General features: G+C 68.8%; 13 protein-coding genes. 6 read left to right on the top strand and 7 right to left on the bottom strand.

Annotation, left to right across the window (positions count from 1 at the left end):
- Positions 1-26 precede the first annotated feature (26 nt).
- The 3 genes from ACAH41_RS17585 to ACAH41_RS17575 form a co-directional block, all read right to left on the bottom strand.
- Entirely contained in the window at positions 27-860 is an 834-nt protein-coding gene (locus ACAH41_RS17585) for an ATP-binding cassette domain-containing protein (RefSeq protein ID WP_325655016.1), read from the bottom strand.
- Entirely contained in the window at positions 860-1,915 is a 1,056-nt protein-coding gene (locus ACAH41_RS17580; RefSeq protein ID WP_325655015.1) for an ABC transporter permease, read from the bottom strand. The genes ACAH41_RS17585 and ACAH41_RS17580 overlap by 1 nt, the downstream gene beginning before the upstream one ends.
- 109 nt (positions 1,916-2,024) lie before the next feature.
- Positions 2,025-3,041, bottom strand: coding sequence for a sugar ABC transporter substrate-binding protein (locus ACAH41_RS17575; protein WP_325655014.1), 1,017 nt, complete (start codon positions 3,039-3,041; stop codon positions 2,025-2,027).
- 363 nt (positions 3,042-3,404) lie between these two features.
- Between ACAH41_RS17575 and ACAH41_RS17570 the strand changes: the two genes are divergently transcribed.
- The 3 genes from ACAH41_RS17570 (at position 3,405) to ACAH41_RS17560 (ending at position 5,606) form a co-directional block, all read left to right on the top strand.
- Positions 3,405-4,340: a carbohydrate kinase gene (locus ACAH41_RS17570; protein ID WP_325655013.1), complete on the top strand. Its 936-nt coding sequence runs from the start codon at positions 3,405-3,407 to the stop codon at positions 4,338-4,340.
- The gene (locus ACAH41_RS17565; RefSeq protein ID WP_370538396.1) at positions 4,337-4,972 is read left to right on the top strand and encodes a nucleoside/nucleotide kinase family protein; all 636 of its coding nucleotides are present in this window, start codon (positions 4,337-4,339) and stop codon (positions 4,970-4,972) included. The genes ACAH41_RS17570 and ACAH41_RS17565 overlap by 4 nt, the downstream gene beginning before the upstream one ends.
- A 133-nt stretch (positions 4,973-5,105) precedes the next feature.
- On the top strand, positions 5,106-5,606 hold the full coding sequence (locus tag ACAH41_RS17560) for a pyridoxamine 5'-phosphate oxidase family protein (protein WP_325655011.1): 501 nt from the start codon (positions 5,106-5,108) through the stop codon (positions 5,604-5,606).
- A gap of 176 nt (positions 5,607-5,782) precedes the next feature.
- On the opposite strand, the gene ACAH41_RS17555 is transcribed toward ACAH41_RS17560, so the two are convergent.
- Complete coding sequence (locus ACAH41_RS17555) at positions 5,783-6,787, bottom strand: transporter (RefSeq protein WP_325655010.1); 1,005 nt, start codon at positions 6,785-6,787, stop codon at positions 5,783-5,785.
- A gap of 181 nt (positions 6,788-6,968) precedes the next feature.
- Here ACAH41_RS17555 and ppk2 point away from each other — a divergent pair, with 181 nt between their 5' ends.
- The 3 genes from ppk2 to ACAH41_RS17540 all read left to right on the top strand — a co-directional run bounded on the left by ppk2 (position 6,969) and on the right by ACAH41_RS17540 (position 10,348).
- A complete protein-coding gene (gene ppk2, locus ACAH41_RS17550) occupies positions 6,969-7,895 on the top strand; it encodes a polyphosphate kinase 2 (RefSeq protein WP_325655009.1) in 927 nt (308 codons plus the stop codon).
- A gap of 120 nt (positions 7,896-8,015) precedes the next feature.
- Positions 8,016-9,107 carry a restriction endonuclease gene (locus ACAH41_RS17545; RefSeq protein WP_325655008.1) on the top strand — a complete coding sequence of 364 codons (1,092 nt, stop codon included), beginning with the start codon at positions 8,016-8,018 and terminating at the stop codon, positions 9,105-9,107.
- A 170-nt stretch (positions 9,108-9,277) separates the two neighbouring features.
- Positions 9,278-10,348 (top strand): hypothetical protein, encoded by a 1,071-nt coding sequence (locus ACAH41_RS17540; RefSeq protein WP_325655007.1) that lies wholly within the window; start codon positions 9,278-9,280, stop codon positions 10,346-10,348.
- On the opposite strand, the gene ACAH41_RS17535 is transcribed toward ACAH41_RS17540, so the two are convergent.
- The 3 genes from ACAH41_RS17535 to ACAH41_RS17525 all read right to left on the bottom strand — a co-directional run bounded on the left by ACAH41_RS17535 (position 10,338) and on the right by ACAH41_RS17525 (position 13,289).
- Positions 10,338-11,279: an ABC transporter substrate-binding protein gene (locus ACAH41_RS17535; RefSeq protein WP_325655006.1), complete on the bottom strand. Its 942-nt coding sequence runs from the start codon at positions 11,277-11,279 to the stop codon at positions 10,338-10,340. The two genes, ACAH41_RS17540 and ACAH41_RS17535, sit on opposite strands and share 11 nt — an antisense overlap.
- Positions 11,276-12,118, bottom strand: a complete 843-nt coding sequence (locus ACAH41_RS17530; RefSeq protein ID WP_325655005.1) for a class II aldolase/adducin family protein — start codon at positions 12,116-12,118, stop codon at positions 11,276-11,278. Before ACAH41_RS17530 ends, ACAH41_RS17535 begins: the two co-directional genes overlap by 4 nt.
- Positions 12,119-12,188: 70 nt before the next feature.
- Positions 12,189-13,289, bottom strand: coding sequence for an LLM class flavin-dependent oxidoreductase (locus tag ACAH41_RS17525; RefSeq protein ID WP_325655004.1), 1,101 nt, complete (start codon positions 13,287-13,289; stop codon positions 12,189-12,191).
- Positions 13,290-13,299: the final 10 nt, after the last annotated feature.

Genomic DNA, 13,299 nt, shown 5'->3' with positions numbered 1-13,299 from the left:
GGACGATGCAAGGGGATAGAGGTGACTCAATGCGCCAACATCTCGGGCGGCAATTGATCCGGCCGCAGCGCGCCTGTCATCACCGCCACAGTGTCGCTCATGCTGATCTTCTTCGGATTCAGCACCGCCGCGCGCTTGCCCAGCCGCGCCACGTGGATGCGGTCGGCCACCTCGAAGACGTGCGGCATGTTGTGCGAGATCAGCACCACCGGCAGGCCCTTGTCCCGCACCCGGCGGATCAGCTCCAGCACCATGTTGCCTTCCTTGACGCCCAGCGCCGCGGTCGGCTCGTCCATGATGACCACGTGCTGCGCAAAGGCCGCCGCGCGTGCCACCGCCACGCACTGGCGCTGTCCGCCCGAAAGCGTCTCCAGCGCCTGCGACATCGAGCGGATGCCGACCTTCAGCTCGGCCAGCCGCGCGGCGCTCTCGGCCAGCATGCGGCGCTTGTCCAGCATGCGCAGCAGCGTGCCCGGCAGGCCGGGCCGGCGCAGCTCACGGCCGAGGAACAGGTTCTCGGCAATCGTCATCGCCGGGGCCACCGCGAGGTCCTGGTAGACCGTCTCGATGCCGGCGCGGCGCGCGTCGATGGGGCTCTTGAACACGGTGCGCTGGCCGTCCAGCAGGATCTCGCCGGAGTCCGGCAGCGTAGCGCCCGAGAGCGCCTTGATCAGCGAAGACTTGCCGGCGCCGTTGTCGCCAATCACCGCAAGGATCTCGCCTGCACGCAGCTCGAAGTCAGCACCGTCCAGCGCCGTGACCTGGCCGTAGCGCTTCACCAGGCCGGTGGCCTGCATCACGATCTTGGCTTTGGACGTGGGGGCGATGTGCGAATTGGTTGGCGTGGTGAAACTTGACATCAGCGGGCTCCGCGACGGGACAGTTGATCGGCTGCGACGGCCAGGATGACGAGCACGCCTGTGACCAGCACCTGGTAGATGGACGACACGCCCATCAGCGTCAGCCCGTTGCGGAACACGCCCACCACCAGCGCACCGATCAGCGAGCCGATGACCACGCCGCGGCCGCCGAACAGGCTGGTGCCGCCCAGCACCACCGCGGTGATGGCGTCCAGGTTCTCGGTCTGGCCGGCATTCGGGTCGCCCACGCCTGTGCGCGCCACGCTGAGCAGCGAGGCCAGGCCGTAGCAGAAGCCGGCCGTCACATAGACCACCAGCAGCACGCGCTGCGTCGGAATGCCGACCAGGCGGGTGGCTTCCGGGTTGTTGCCTACGGCATAGACATGCCGGCCCGCGGCCGTCTCGCGCAACACGAACCAGGCCACGCCGTACAGCGCCAGCATCAGCAGCGTGCCCCAGGCGAACTCGGTGCCGCCGATGGCGAAGGTGTTGCCGAGTGCCGTCATCAGCGGCGGCACGTCGGTGATGGTCTGCGAGCTGGAGTACAGCTGCGTGATCGCAAACGCGATGTTCATCGTGCCCAGCGTGACGATGAACGAAGGCAGCTTGACCCGCGTCACCAGCAGCCCGTTGGCCAGGCCGAACAGCGTGGTCACCGCGAGGCCCGCCATCACCGCCAGCGGTGCCGGCAGGCCAGCATCCACCGCGAGCTTGCTCATCACGATGCCGCCCAGCGCCATCACCATGCCGCACGAAAGATCGATGCCGGCCGTCAGGATCACCAGCGTCTGGCCGATGGCGATCACGCCGACGACCGCGACCTGCTGCAGGATCAGCGAGAAGTTGCCACCGGTCAGGAAGATGGGGCTCTGCGTGGCGAAGAACACGCAGGCGATCAACAGCGCGATGAACGGCCCCAGCGAAGCCAGGTTCAGCCCGGGCGGAAGGTGGCTGCCGATGGCGCCTGCCGGCGCGGCGGGCGTCACCGCGACCAGGGTGGGTCCGGGCGGAGAAGACGCAGCGGGCGCCGCTGCGGCGGAGGGGTTGGGTTTCATCACAGGTCTCCTGGGCGCGCAAGCGCGGTCTCAAGGAAGCGCAAGGCCGCTCCCAAGCTTTCTTGACCCCGCGGCCCGCCGCTTTTCGCGGCGGGCCGCGGGGTCGCATTCATTTCTTGCCCCAGCAGAGTTCCAGGCCCTTGTCGACCGCCATGCTCTTGACGCCCGCTTGCGGGCTGGCCGCGATCAGGACCACCCCGGTGTCGGTGTAGCCGCTGGGCTTCTTGCCGGTCTTGGCAAAGTCCACCCCGGCTTCCACGCCCATGGAGGCCATGGTCAGCGGGTACTGCTGGCTGGTCGCGGCGATCTTGCCGGCGCCCACGTCCTTCACGCCCTGGCAGCCGCCATCCACTGAAACGATGATCACGCCCTTCTCCTTGCCGGCCTTCTTCAGCGCGTTGTACGCACCGGCCGCAGCAGGCTCGTTGATGGTGTAGACCAGGTTCACGCCGGGCGCCTTCTGCAGGCAGTTTTCCATTGCCGTCTGGCCCTTGGCCTGGTCGCCGTAGCTGTCGGCCATGCAGGCGATTTCCGGACCCTTGCCGAGTTCGTTGCTCTTGGCCTCCGGCGCAGCCAGGCCCAGGCCCTTCATGAAGCCGTTGTGGCGTTGCGCGCCAACGGGGTGGCCGGGAAACAGGTCGAGGGTCACGACCACCGGTGGCTTGCCGGCCAGCGCTGCCTTGGCGTATTGACCGATCAGTTCGCCGGCCCGGTAGTTGTTGGTGGCAAACAAGGCATCCACCGCGTCGGTCGGATCGGTAGGACTGTCCAGCGCAATCACCAGCACGCCTTTGTCGCGCGCCTTCTTGATGGACGGCACGATCGCCTTGCTGTCACTGGGCACGATCAGGATGGTCTTGGCACCGGCGGCCAGCATGTTCTCCATCGCGGTGACCTGGCCGGCGTTGTCGCCATCGGCCTTGCCGGCACCGGTCAGCAGCTTCGCGCCCTTGGCCTTGGCGGCTTCGGCTGCGCCTTCCTTCATCTTGACGAAAAACGGGTTGGTCTCGGTCTTGGTGATCAGGCCGATCACCGGCGCGTCTTCGGCCAGCGAAGGCGAGGCGGCCAGCGACAGCCAGGCGGCGACGGCCAGCGTGGTCAGGGGAGCGGAGCGGAAGCAGGACATCGGGATGGGTCTCCTGGGGCAAAAACGCCGAACGGCGGCGCGGCTTGTTGTGGAGCGGATTCTGGAAACAGTTGATAAATAAATCAAGTGGATTGATTAATGGAAAACCACTAGCATCCCGCCGCAACGCCAAGGGCAGCCGCGTGCCGGCGTCACGCTTGCGTCAACGCCGCGCCGCGAGGGTTCGGCGGCAATTGGTGCGAGGGCCCCAGCCAGCCAGTTCTACTCCGCGTTGCGCCCGGCCAGCAGCGCGTTTTCCCCGTCATCGTTGCCCCGCGCTTGCGCACCTGCGCGGCGCGACAGTCCCGACAATCCACCCACCACCGGCTTCACCGGCAAGCCAGCACACAAAGGAAGATTCCCATGATCGTGGTCAGCGGAGAAGCGCTGATGGACGTGTTCGACCAAGGCAGCACTGCCACCGGTCACACGCTGGACGCGCGCATTGGCGGCTCGCCGCTGAACGTCGCCATCGGTCTCGCGCGGCTGGCCCAGCCGGTGCGCTTTTTCGGCGGCATCTCGCGCGGCTTCCTCGGCGAGCGGCTGATGGCCGCGATGCAGGCAGAAAGCGTGGACACGAGCCTGGTGCAGCGCACCGACGCGCCGACCACGCTGAGCCTGGTCGGTGTGCGCCCCAGCGGCGTGCCGGACTATGCGTTTTATTCCCACGGCGCCGCCGAATACCAGCTGCCGCTGTCGGCACTGGACGCCGTGGCCGCCGCGCAGCCCGCGGCCCAGGCCTACCACTTCGGCTCGTACGCGATGGTCATCGAGCCGACCGGCAGCACGCAGCGCGCGCTGGTCGAGCGCGAACACCTGCGCAGCGTGATCGCCTATGACCCCAACGTGCGCGCCAATGTCGAGCCCGACCTGGCGCGCTGGCGCGAGGTGCTGGACTGGATGGTGCCGCGCACGCACCTGCTGAAGGTCAGCGACGAAGACCTGGGCCTGCTCTACCCCGGCGCGCCGCTGGCCGAGCTGGCCGCCGGCTGGCTCAAGGCCGGCGCAGCACTGGTCGTCATCACGCGAGGTGGCGAAGGCGCCGAAGCCTGGTCCGCCGCCGGCCATGTGAAGGCCGAGCCGGTGAAGGTCGATGTGATCGACACCGTGGGCGCAGGCGACACCTTCCAGGCCATGCTGCTCACTGCGCTGAACGAGATGGGCCTGTTGACGCCTGCCGGCGTGCGCGGCCTGACGACCGAACAGACCGCCTGCATCCTCGCGCTGGCCACGCGCGCGGCAGCCATCACCTGCTCACGCCGCGGCGCCGACCTGCCGCGGCGCGGCGAAGTGAGCTGACGATGCAACTGCCGGCCGAAGCCCTGCAACGCGCCCGCGCCCTGCTGGCCCGCGGCGGCCGGCGGCTGCTGGGCCTGGCCGGCCCGCCGGGCGCCGGCAAGTCCACCGTTGCCGCGCTGCTGCTGGCCGAACTGGGCGACCAAGCCCAGATCGTGCCGATGGACGGCTTCCACCTCGCGCAAGCCGAACTGGAACGCCTGGGCCGCGCCGGCCGCAAGGGCGCGCCGGACACCTTCGACGCGGCAGGTTTTGTCTCGCTGCTGCAGCGGCTGCGCACACCGGTGCCCGGCGAAACCGTCTACGCCCCCGAGTTCCGCCGCGAGATCGAAGAACCCATTGCCGGCGCACTCGCCGTGCCACCCGAGCTGCCGCTGCTCATCGTCGAAGGCAACTACCTGCTGCTGGAAAACGGCGCCTGGGCCGGCGTGCGTCCGCTGCTGGACGAGTGCTGGCACGTGGCGGTCGACCAGGACCAGCGCCTGGCGCAGCTCATCGCGCGCCATCAGCGGCATGGGCGCAGTGCTGAAGATGCCAGGGCCTGGGCGTTGGGCAACGACGAGCCGAATGCGCGGTTGGTGGAGGCGGCTGCCGGCCGCGCCGACTGGCAGTTGCGCTGGCCGCTCGCGGCGTGAAAAGCGCCTCGGCTTGAAGGCATGCGCCTACGTGGCAGCAGCCGGTGAGCCGATACGCCAAGCGGCCGGGCCGCGTCATCCTGATGGCCTTGCGCGCTCGCACCGGGCGCGCCCAGCCAAGGGACGCACAACGATGACCACCGACACTCACTCCCGCGAAAAGCTCTGGTCGCTGATCAAGGACACCAAGTTCGGCCTGTTCACCACCCGCCATGCCAACGGCCACCTGCACAGCCGGCCGATGACCACGCAGAACAAGAAGATCGACGAGGACGACCGGCTGTGGTTCTTCATGTCGCGCAGCAGTGACTCGGTCAGCGACCTGCTGGCCGACCCGCAGGTCAACATCGGCTATGCCAACCCGGGCGACGACAGCTACGTCTCGGTCTCCGGCATTGCCCGCGTCAGCACCGACGAGGCCAAGAAGCGTGAGCTCTGGTCCAAGCTGAACGAGGCCTACTTCAAGGGCGGCGTGGACGACCCCGACCTCGCGCTGGTCGAAGTGCGCATCTCGCACGCCCACTACTGGGATGTGGACGACAGCAAGGTCGTGCAGCTCTACAAGATGGCCAAGGCGGCCGTGACCGGTGAAACACCGAAGCTCGGCAAGGATGCTGAAGTTCGGATGAACTGAGCATTGATCGCGGACCCTTCGACAGGCTCAGGGCGAACGGGCGGGCTTGTTCAGGGCGAACGGAGGGGGTTCCTCAGGGCGAACGGCGCGGGCCCAGGGCGAACGGCGTGTGGGCTCGGCCCAGGCACACACTCCCGTTCGGGCTGAGCCTGTCGAAGCCCCGCTGATGAGGCACCTCAATCCCTGCGCCGGAAGGCGATCCACGCGGCGATCAGCGTGCAGACCGTGACCACGGTGACGGTGATCGCAAAGCCGTGCGGGCTGTCGGACAGCGGCATGCCGCCGACGTTCATGCCGAAAAATCCGGTGGTGATGTTGATCGGCAGCGCCAGCACCGTGACCATGGTCAGCGTGAACAGCGTCTGGCTGGTGCGTTCGTCGACCAGCGCAGCCATTTCTTCCTGCAAGAGCTTGATGCGCTCCTGCAGCGCCGCGGCGTCTCGGATCACCAGCGAGAACTCCTCCGTCGACTGGCGCAGTTCCTCCAGGTCGTCCTGCGCGATCCAGCGCGGCGGCTGGCGCAGCAGGCGGAACAGCGCGGCCGGTTCGGGCGCGAGCAGGCGCTGCAGCCGCACCAGCACGCGGCGCAGCTGGCCCAGCTCGCGCCGGGTGTGGCGCACGCGGTCGTGCAGCAGGCCGTCCTCGATGTCATCGACCTTGACGGCCGCGTCGCGCACGATGCGCGCCAGCACGTCGGCCTGGTCGTTCAGCAAATGCGTGAGCAAGGCCACCGGCGAGGCGAACTGCTCGCCCTGGCGCACGGCCTGGCGCAGCCGGTCGATCGAGCGCAGCGGATGCAGCCTGGCGCTGACCAGCAGCCGCCGGTCCACGTTGAGCCACAGCGTGGCGATCTGCGAAGGGTCGAACGAAAACTCGTAGGCCACGTCGTTGATGACGGCCAGCAACTGGTCCTGCACGTCTTCCAGCCGGGTCGAGCGCGAGCCTTGGTGCAGGGCCTCGAAAAACTCGTCGCGCAGGTCCAGGTTCTCGCGCAGCCAGGGCTCGGCCGCCGCGTCGGCCAGGCTGAAGTGCAGCCAGACGAATTCGCCGCGGCTGGCCTGGTCGCTGCCGGCCAGCCAGGCCAGCGCCTGGTCCGGCCCGATGGGCTGGCCGGGCTGGCCGGGCGCGAACACATAGCCGCAGATCAGGCCTTTTTCATCGGGTCCGTAACGAGGGTTCATCAAAAGTCCTGAGGCGGTTCAACGGCTGCGGCCATCGCGCATGGTGCCGGGGCGGGCCGCCGCTGGCGGCGCGCGCTGTGCGGGCTGTCACACTGGCGCGACGGCCTGGCCGGCTGTCACAGTGCCGACATGCACCTAGCCGAGCATGCGAGGCCGTCCCCATCCTACCCACGGAGCGCCCATGGCCCTGCCTTTATCCGACCATGGCGAGCTGATTCGCCGCATCGAAGCCGACATGCTCGACAGCATGGACGAGGCCTTCGAACTCGAATCCGAAGACAGCTTCACCAGCCTGGACGTCGACGGCAACCGTCCCGCCGACACCGACGCCAGCCGCGACGAACGCCGCCAGTACTTCCGCACCCTGTTCCAGCTCCAGGGCGAGCTGGTCAAGCTGCAGGACTGGGTCGCGACGACCGGCCAGAAGGTCGTCATCCTGTTCGAAGGCCGCGACGCGGCCGGCAAGGGCGGCGTGATCAAGCGCATCACCCAGCGGCTGAACCCTCGCGTCTGCCGCGTGGTGGCCCTGCCCGCGCCCAACGACCGCGAGCGCACCCAGTGGTACTTCCAGCGCTATGCCGCCCACCTGCCGGCTGCCGGCGAAATGGTGCTGTTCGATCGCAGCTGGTACAACCGCGCCGGCGTCGAGCGGGTGATGGGCTTTTGCAGCGACGACGAGTACGAAGAGTTCTTCCGCTCGGCACCTGAGTTCGAGCGCATGCTGATGCGCTCGGGCATCAAGCTGATCAAGTACTGGTTCTCGATCACCGACGACGAGCAGCACCTGCGCTTCCTGGGCCGCATGCACGACCCGCTGAAGCAGTGGAAGCTCAGCCCGATGGACCTGGAGTCGCGCCGCCGCTGGGAGGCCTACACCCGGGCCAAGGAAGTGATGCTGGAACGCACCCACATCCCCGAGTCGCCCTGGTGGATCGTGCAGGCGGTGGACAAGAAGAAGGCCAGGCTGAACTGCATGACGCACCTGCTGTCGCAATTCGACTACAGCGAGGTGCCGCACCCGCCGGTTGAATTGCCCGCGCGTGTTCGCCATGCGGACTACTCGCGCAACCCGGTGCCGGACGAGATGATCGTGCCCGAAATCTTCTGAACGACTGGTCGGGCCGCGGGGCCCGGCGGTCGCTGGCCCGTGCCTCGGAGCTGCGCGCAGCCCGGGGCTGCCCCTATCATGGCTGCGCAAACGCAAGCGCAGCAGCAGTAGGACAAGCCAGTGGCCAGCAAGCATTCGTCGACACGACAACAGGCAAGAAGCGCCAGGCGGCGGCAGGACGCTGCCATCGTTGTCGCCGGCCTGGGCCTGCTGTTCACGCTGCTGCCGCTGCTGCTGGGCAAGACAGCCTACGCACCGACCTTCGCCAGCGCAGCCCCCGTCGGCTGGGGGCTGCTTGCACTGGGCGCTGCAGGCTTCCTGTGGCTGCGCTACCAGCGCCGCGCCAGCGTCAGCCCATGGAAAGGCCAGCGCATGGGCGACGACGCGCCCCGCCGCTCGCACAAGCGCAGACGCAAAAGCGGCGAGACCGACCGGGTCGAGCCTTCGCTGTTCGAGGAAGCCGGCCCCGGCATCGGGCTGGAGAGCCGGCTGGCGGAACCGCCCTCGACGCTGCCGCCGCTGGCTGCGCCGCCGCGCAAGCCCGCCCGTTCACCCGCGCCCGCGCCGGGCGAGGTCTCCACCCGGCACCAGCTCACGCCACGCCGGGTCGCCGGCACCTTGCCCGCCACCGCCAGCCTGGTGCCCGAGCGGCCGACCGCATGGAGCGTGGCCGTCTTCGAGGCCATCGAATGGCGGCGTTTCGAAGCCGTGGTCGAGGCCTTGTTCCAGCAGGCCGGTTTCGAGACCAGATCCAAGTCGCACGCCGACGACGACGGCCTGGACCTCTGGCTGTACTCGCGCCACCAGCCCGGCCGCCCGGTCAGCGTGGTGCAGTGCAAGCATTGGCACGGCCGGCGCGTTGGCGTGGACCGGCTGCAGGCGCTGAGCGGCACCATGGCCGCCCGCGACGTGCGCCGCGGCCAGTTCGCCACCACCTCCGGCTTCACCCCCGAGGCCGAAGCCTTCGCCCGCGAGCACCGCATCAACCTGCTGGACAGCGAACGCCTGCTGGCCCTCATCCGCCAGCGCTCGCCCGAGGAGCAACAACTGCTGCTGACCCTCGCACTCGAAAACGACTACTGGCGCCCCACCTGCGTGAGCTGCGGCAAGAAGATGACCGAACGCGCCCGCCGCACCGATGGCAGCCCGTTCTGGGGCTGCACCGGCTACCCGCAGTGCCACAAGAAAATGCCGATGCGGCTGCCGGCCTGACACCGGCCCGCCCGCCATCACCGTCAAGCCCTGACGCGACCCGCCACGGGTTCTAGGGGCCCCCCGTCAGCCGCGCGCTGGATCGAACTACGATCGCGCCGCTGCCGGCAACGCACCGCAGTAGTACAAGCGTCGGCAGCCTCTGTTTTCAAACATCCAGGAGGTTCCCGATGGCATCTTTTTCGAACACTGTCCTGAGCGGCATGGCCGCTGCGGCCACTCTGTTGGGCACTGCCTGCGCGGCCAGCGCGCAGACCTACGGGCTGCAGGTTCTGCCGCCGTTCAACCAGCTGGCCAGTGCCTGGCCCGAGGCCATCGACGAGGCGGGGGTGGTGTCGGGCGCAGGCCGCAGGAAGGGTGAGTCGATGTACTACCCGGTGTTGTGGACCCAAGGCCGGGCGAAGGTCGTGAAGAACCCTGAGCAGTGGTCTTTTGACATGGCCCGGCTCAGCCCGCAGAACCACTACCTGGTTGCCTATGCGTACGACAGGAGCCGCAGCGTGCTCTGGCGGCCCGATGGTTCGCTGACCCCATTTGCCTCCTTTGCCCCTGCCGGGGAGCCTTGCGCCTGCATGGCGCTGGACGTGGACAGCGAGGGCCACGCGGTGGGCATTGCGATCAAGGACGGCGTGCAATGGCCGGTCATGTGGAACGACCCTGCCACGCTCCCAACCGTGCTGCCTTCGACACCTGGCATCAGCATGGTGGAGGCCTACCGCACGGCAGCCAATGGCTGGGTGATCGGCTTCGGGTTCAGCGCGGGCTACTACAGCCCGCAGGTCTGGAAGGACGGCCAGTTGCAGGACCTGTCAGCACTGGCCGGACTCACCGGCGCCATCTTCCAGGACATCAACGATCAAGGCACGGCAGGCGGCTCCTACATCGACTTCGCGAAGGACGCCAACCAGCCCATGCTCTGGAAGCCGGGCCAGCTCGTGATGCTGCCCACGGCCCAGTACCAGGGCTGCGAAGTCAGCGCGCTGAACAACCAGGACCTGACCATCGGCTCCTGCGACGGCAAGGCGGTGGTGTGGCTTCAGAGCGGGCCGACGCTGCTGACTGAACTGCTGAGCCCCGACCTCCAGGCGGCGGGCTGGTACGTGATGCGGACCAGGGCCATCAACGACCATGGCGAGATCCTGGCCGAAGTCGGCAACCGCGACCACCGGAACCCGGATCAGGTGATCAACGCGGTGCTCAAGCCGATCTCGAACGCAGGCGCCCGGCGCCTCACACGCTGACAAACGTCTCGCTGACCACCAGCCGCTTGGCGAGCAGGCCGGCGTCGAGGTAGACGTCGGCGGTCTTCTGCTGTTCGGCGATCAGCGCGGCGTCGATCGGCAGGTAGCGGGTCTGGCGGCGTTCGAAGGCCAGGCGCGCCGCTGGCGCGGGGATGCCGATGATGCGGGCCAGCGCGTCCGCGTAGTCGCCGATGTGGGCGTTGGCCCAGCGCTGAGCGCGCTCGGTGCGGGCGCGAAAGTCCACCAGGAGCTCGCGCTTGTCGCGCAGCGCGGTGTCGGTCGCGGCGATGTAGCTGAGGCCGGACCACAGGCCGCGACCGTTGCTCAGCACGCGCAGCTTGTCCACCGTTTCGGCCACTGCCGTGTACGGCTCCCAGGTGGCCCAGGCGTCCACCGAGCCGCCGACCAGCGCCAGCTTGGCGTCCGATGGCGCAAGGAAGCGGAACTGCACGTCGCCGGGCTGCAGGCCGGCGGCGGCGAGCGTGCGCAGCGTCACGTAGTGGCCGATGGAGCCGCGGTTGGTGGCGACGCTTTTGCCTTTGAGGTCCGCGCCGGTGCGAATTGGCGAGTCGGCCTTGACCAGCACCGCCGTGCCATAGGCGTCGCTGCGGTTCACCGCAAACGCTTTGATGCGCACGCCTTGCGCGAGTGCAAAGATCAACGGCGCGTCGCCAATCGGCCCCAGCTCGACGGCCTCGGCGTTCAGCGCTTCGGCCAGCGGTGCGGCGGCTGGGAACTCGGCCCACTGGATCTCGTAGGGCAGGTTCTTCAGCTCGTCGGCACATTCCAGCAGCGCACGCAGCCCGCCTTTCTGATCACCCGCCTTCAGCACCGGCTTGCCGGCGGCGCGCACGAAGGCCGGCGCGGCCAGCAATGCAGCGCCAGCGCCTGTCGCCTGCAGCACTGCACGGCGCCCGATGTCACCGCTCACGTCAGCACCTCCGGCTCGTCCTCGACCAGCACGGCGGCCAGGCTGTCGAACGCGCGGCGGGCGCCGGTGGCGCGGCCGATCTGCGCATGCGTGTGCTCGGCGACCTGAGGCGAGATCGGCTGCGGCTTGCCGGCGGCTTCGGCCAGCAGCTGGGTGCGGCAGGCATTCTCCAGCGCGATGTACCACCAGGCCACCGCCTCGACCGTGGGGCCTGCCGTGAGGATGCCGTGGTTCTTCAGGATCAGCGCCTTGCGGCTGCCGATGGCCTGCGCAATGCGCCAGCCTTCGTCTTCCTCGAAGACCACGCCGGTGAAGTCGTCGAACAGCGCGTGGTCGTTGTAGAAGACGCAGGCATCCTGTGTCAGCGGGTCCAGCAGCCGGCCCAGCGTGGACCAGGCCTTGCCGTGCAGCGAGTGGGTGTGCGCAGCGGCGATGACCTGCGGGTGCGCCTCGTGGATGGCGGCATGGATCGCAAACGCCGCCTGGTTCAGCGGCCCGCGGCCGACGACGATCTCGCCACGCGCATTGACCAGCAGCAGGTCCGACACGCGGATGCGGCTGAAATGCAGGCCCAGCGGGTTGACCCAGAAGTGGTCCGGCAGCGCCGGGTCGCGGGCGGTCACGTGGCCGGCCAGGCCGACATCGAACCCCTGGCGCGCGAACAGCCGAAAGGTGATGGCCAGCTTCTCCTGGCGGTGGCGGCGCTCCTGCGCGACATTGCGCGCCGGAACGGCCGATTCGTCCCACCAGAAGTGCTGGCGCGGTGGTGTGTTGACGGCGAGACCGGCCAGCGGGTCGAAGTCACCAACGTTGGGAGCCGTCTCTAAAACGGCACTCATTGGAGCACCCCGCGACCTGCGGTCGGCCCCGCCAAGCGGGGATGAGCCCCTTCGGGCGGCCGGGCGGGGCTCATGCCGCCTCCTTGTGCAGATCCTGCCCCCGCGCCTCGCGCTCCGCGGCGAGTTCGCGCAGGCGCGGGATCAGCTCGCGGCCGTAGTCGAGTGCGTCTTCCAGCGGGTCGAAGCCGCGGATCAGCAGCGTGCCGACGCCCAGGTCGATGTAGCGGGCCAGCGCCTGCGCGACCTGCTCGGGCGTGCCGACCAGCGAGGTCGAGTTCGAGCGGCCACCGGACTCGCGGGCGATGGCCGTCCACAGCCGCTCGTCCACCACGTCGCCGCGCTCGGCCGCGCTGAGCAGGCGGCGCGCGCCTTCGCTTTGCAGCGGCGCACCCTGGCCGGCGCCGCTGGCTGCGCGCAGGCGGCGGGTCTCGGCCAGGATGGCATCGGCGCGGGCCCAGGCCTTGGCCTCGGTGTCGGCAATGATGGGGCGGAACGACACCGAGAAGCGCAGCTTGCGGCCATGCCGCGCCGCCTCGCCGCGCACCCGGCGGATCAGCTCGCCGGACTCGGCCAGCGGCTCGCCCCACAGCGCATACGCGTCTGCGTGCTTGCCGGCCACCCGCAGCGCGGCCTCGCTGGCGCCGCCGAAGAAGATCGGGATGTGCGGCTGCTGCAGCGGCTTGACTTCGGAGAACGCATCTTCGTAGCGGTACAGCGCGCCTTCATGGTCGAAGGGCTTGTCCGAGGTCCAGGCCTGGCGCAGCACCTGCAGGTATTCGTCGGTGCGGGCGTAGCGGCTGTCGTGGTCGAGGAAGTCGCCATCGCGGCGCTGCTCGGCGTCGGAGCCACCGGAGATGACGTGCACCGCGAGCCGGCCGCCGGTGAAGTTTTCCAGCGTGGCCAGCTGGCGAGCCGCGAACGCCGGGCCGATGAAGCCGGGGCGATGCGCCAGCAGGAAGTGCAGCTTGTCGGTGACGGACGCTGCGTAGGCAATGACCTGGCTGGCATCGGGCCCGGTGGAATGCTGCGCCACCAGCACCCGGTCGAAACCCGCGGCCTCGTGAGCCTGGGCCAAGCGGCAGGTGTAGTCGCGGTCGATCACCGGGCCGCGCGCGGCGTGGGTCTCCGACTGGTGCTGCGTGCTGATCATGCCGATGATCTCGAGCGACATGGCGTCTCCT

It is taken from the genome of Ideonella sp., from assembly GCF_041287625.1.
In the GTDB taxonomy this organism is placed as follows: domain Bacteria; phylum Pseudomonadota; class Gammaproteobacteria; order Burkholderiales; family Burkholderiaceae_C; genus Ideonella.
This window is presented reverse-complemented; position numbering and strand designations above follow the sequence as displayed.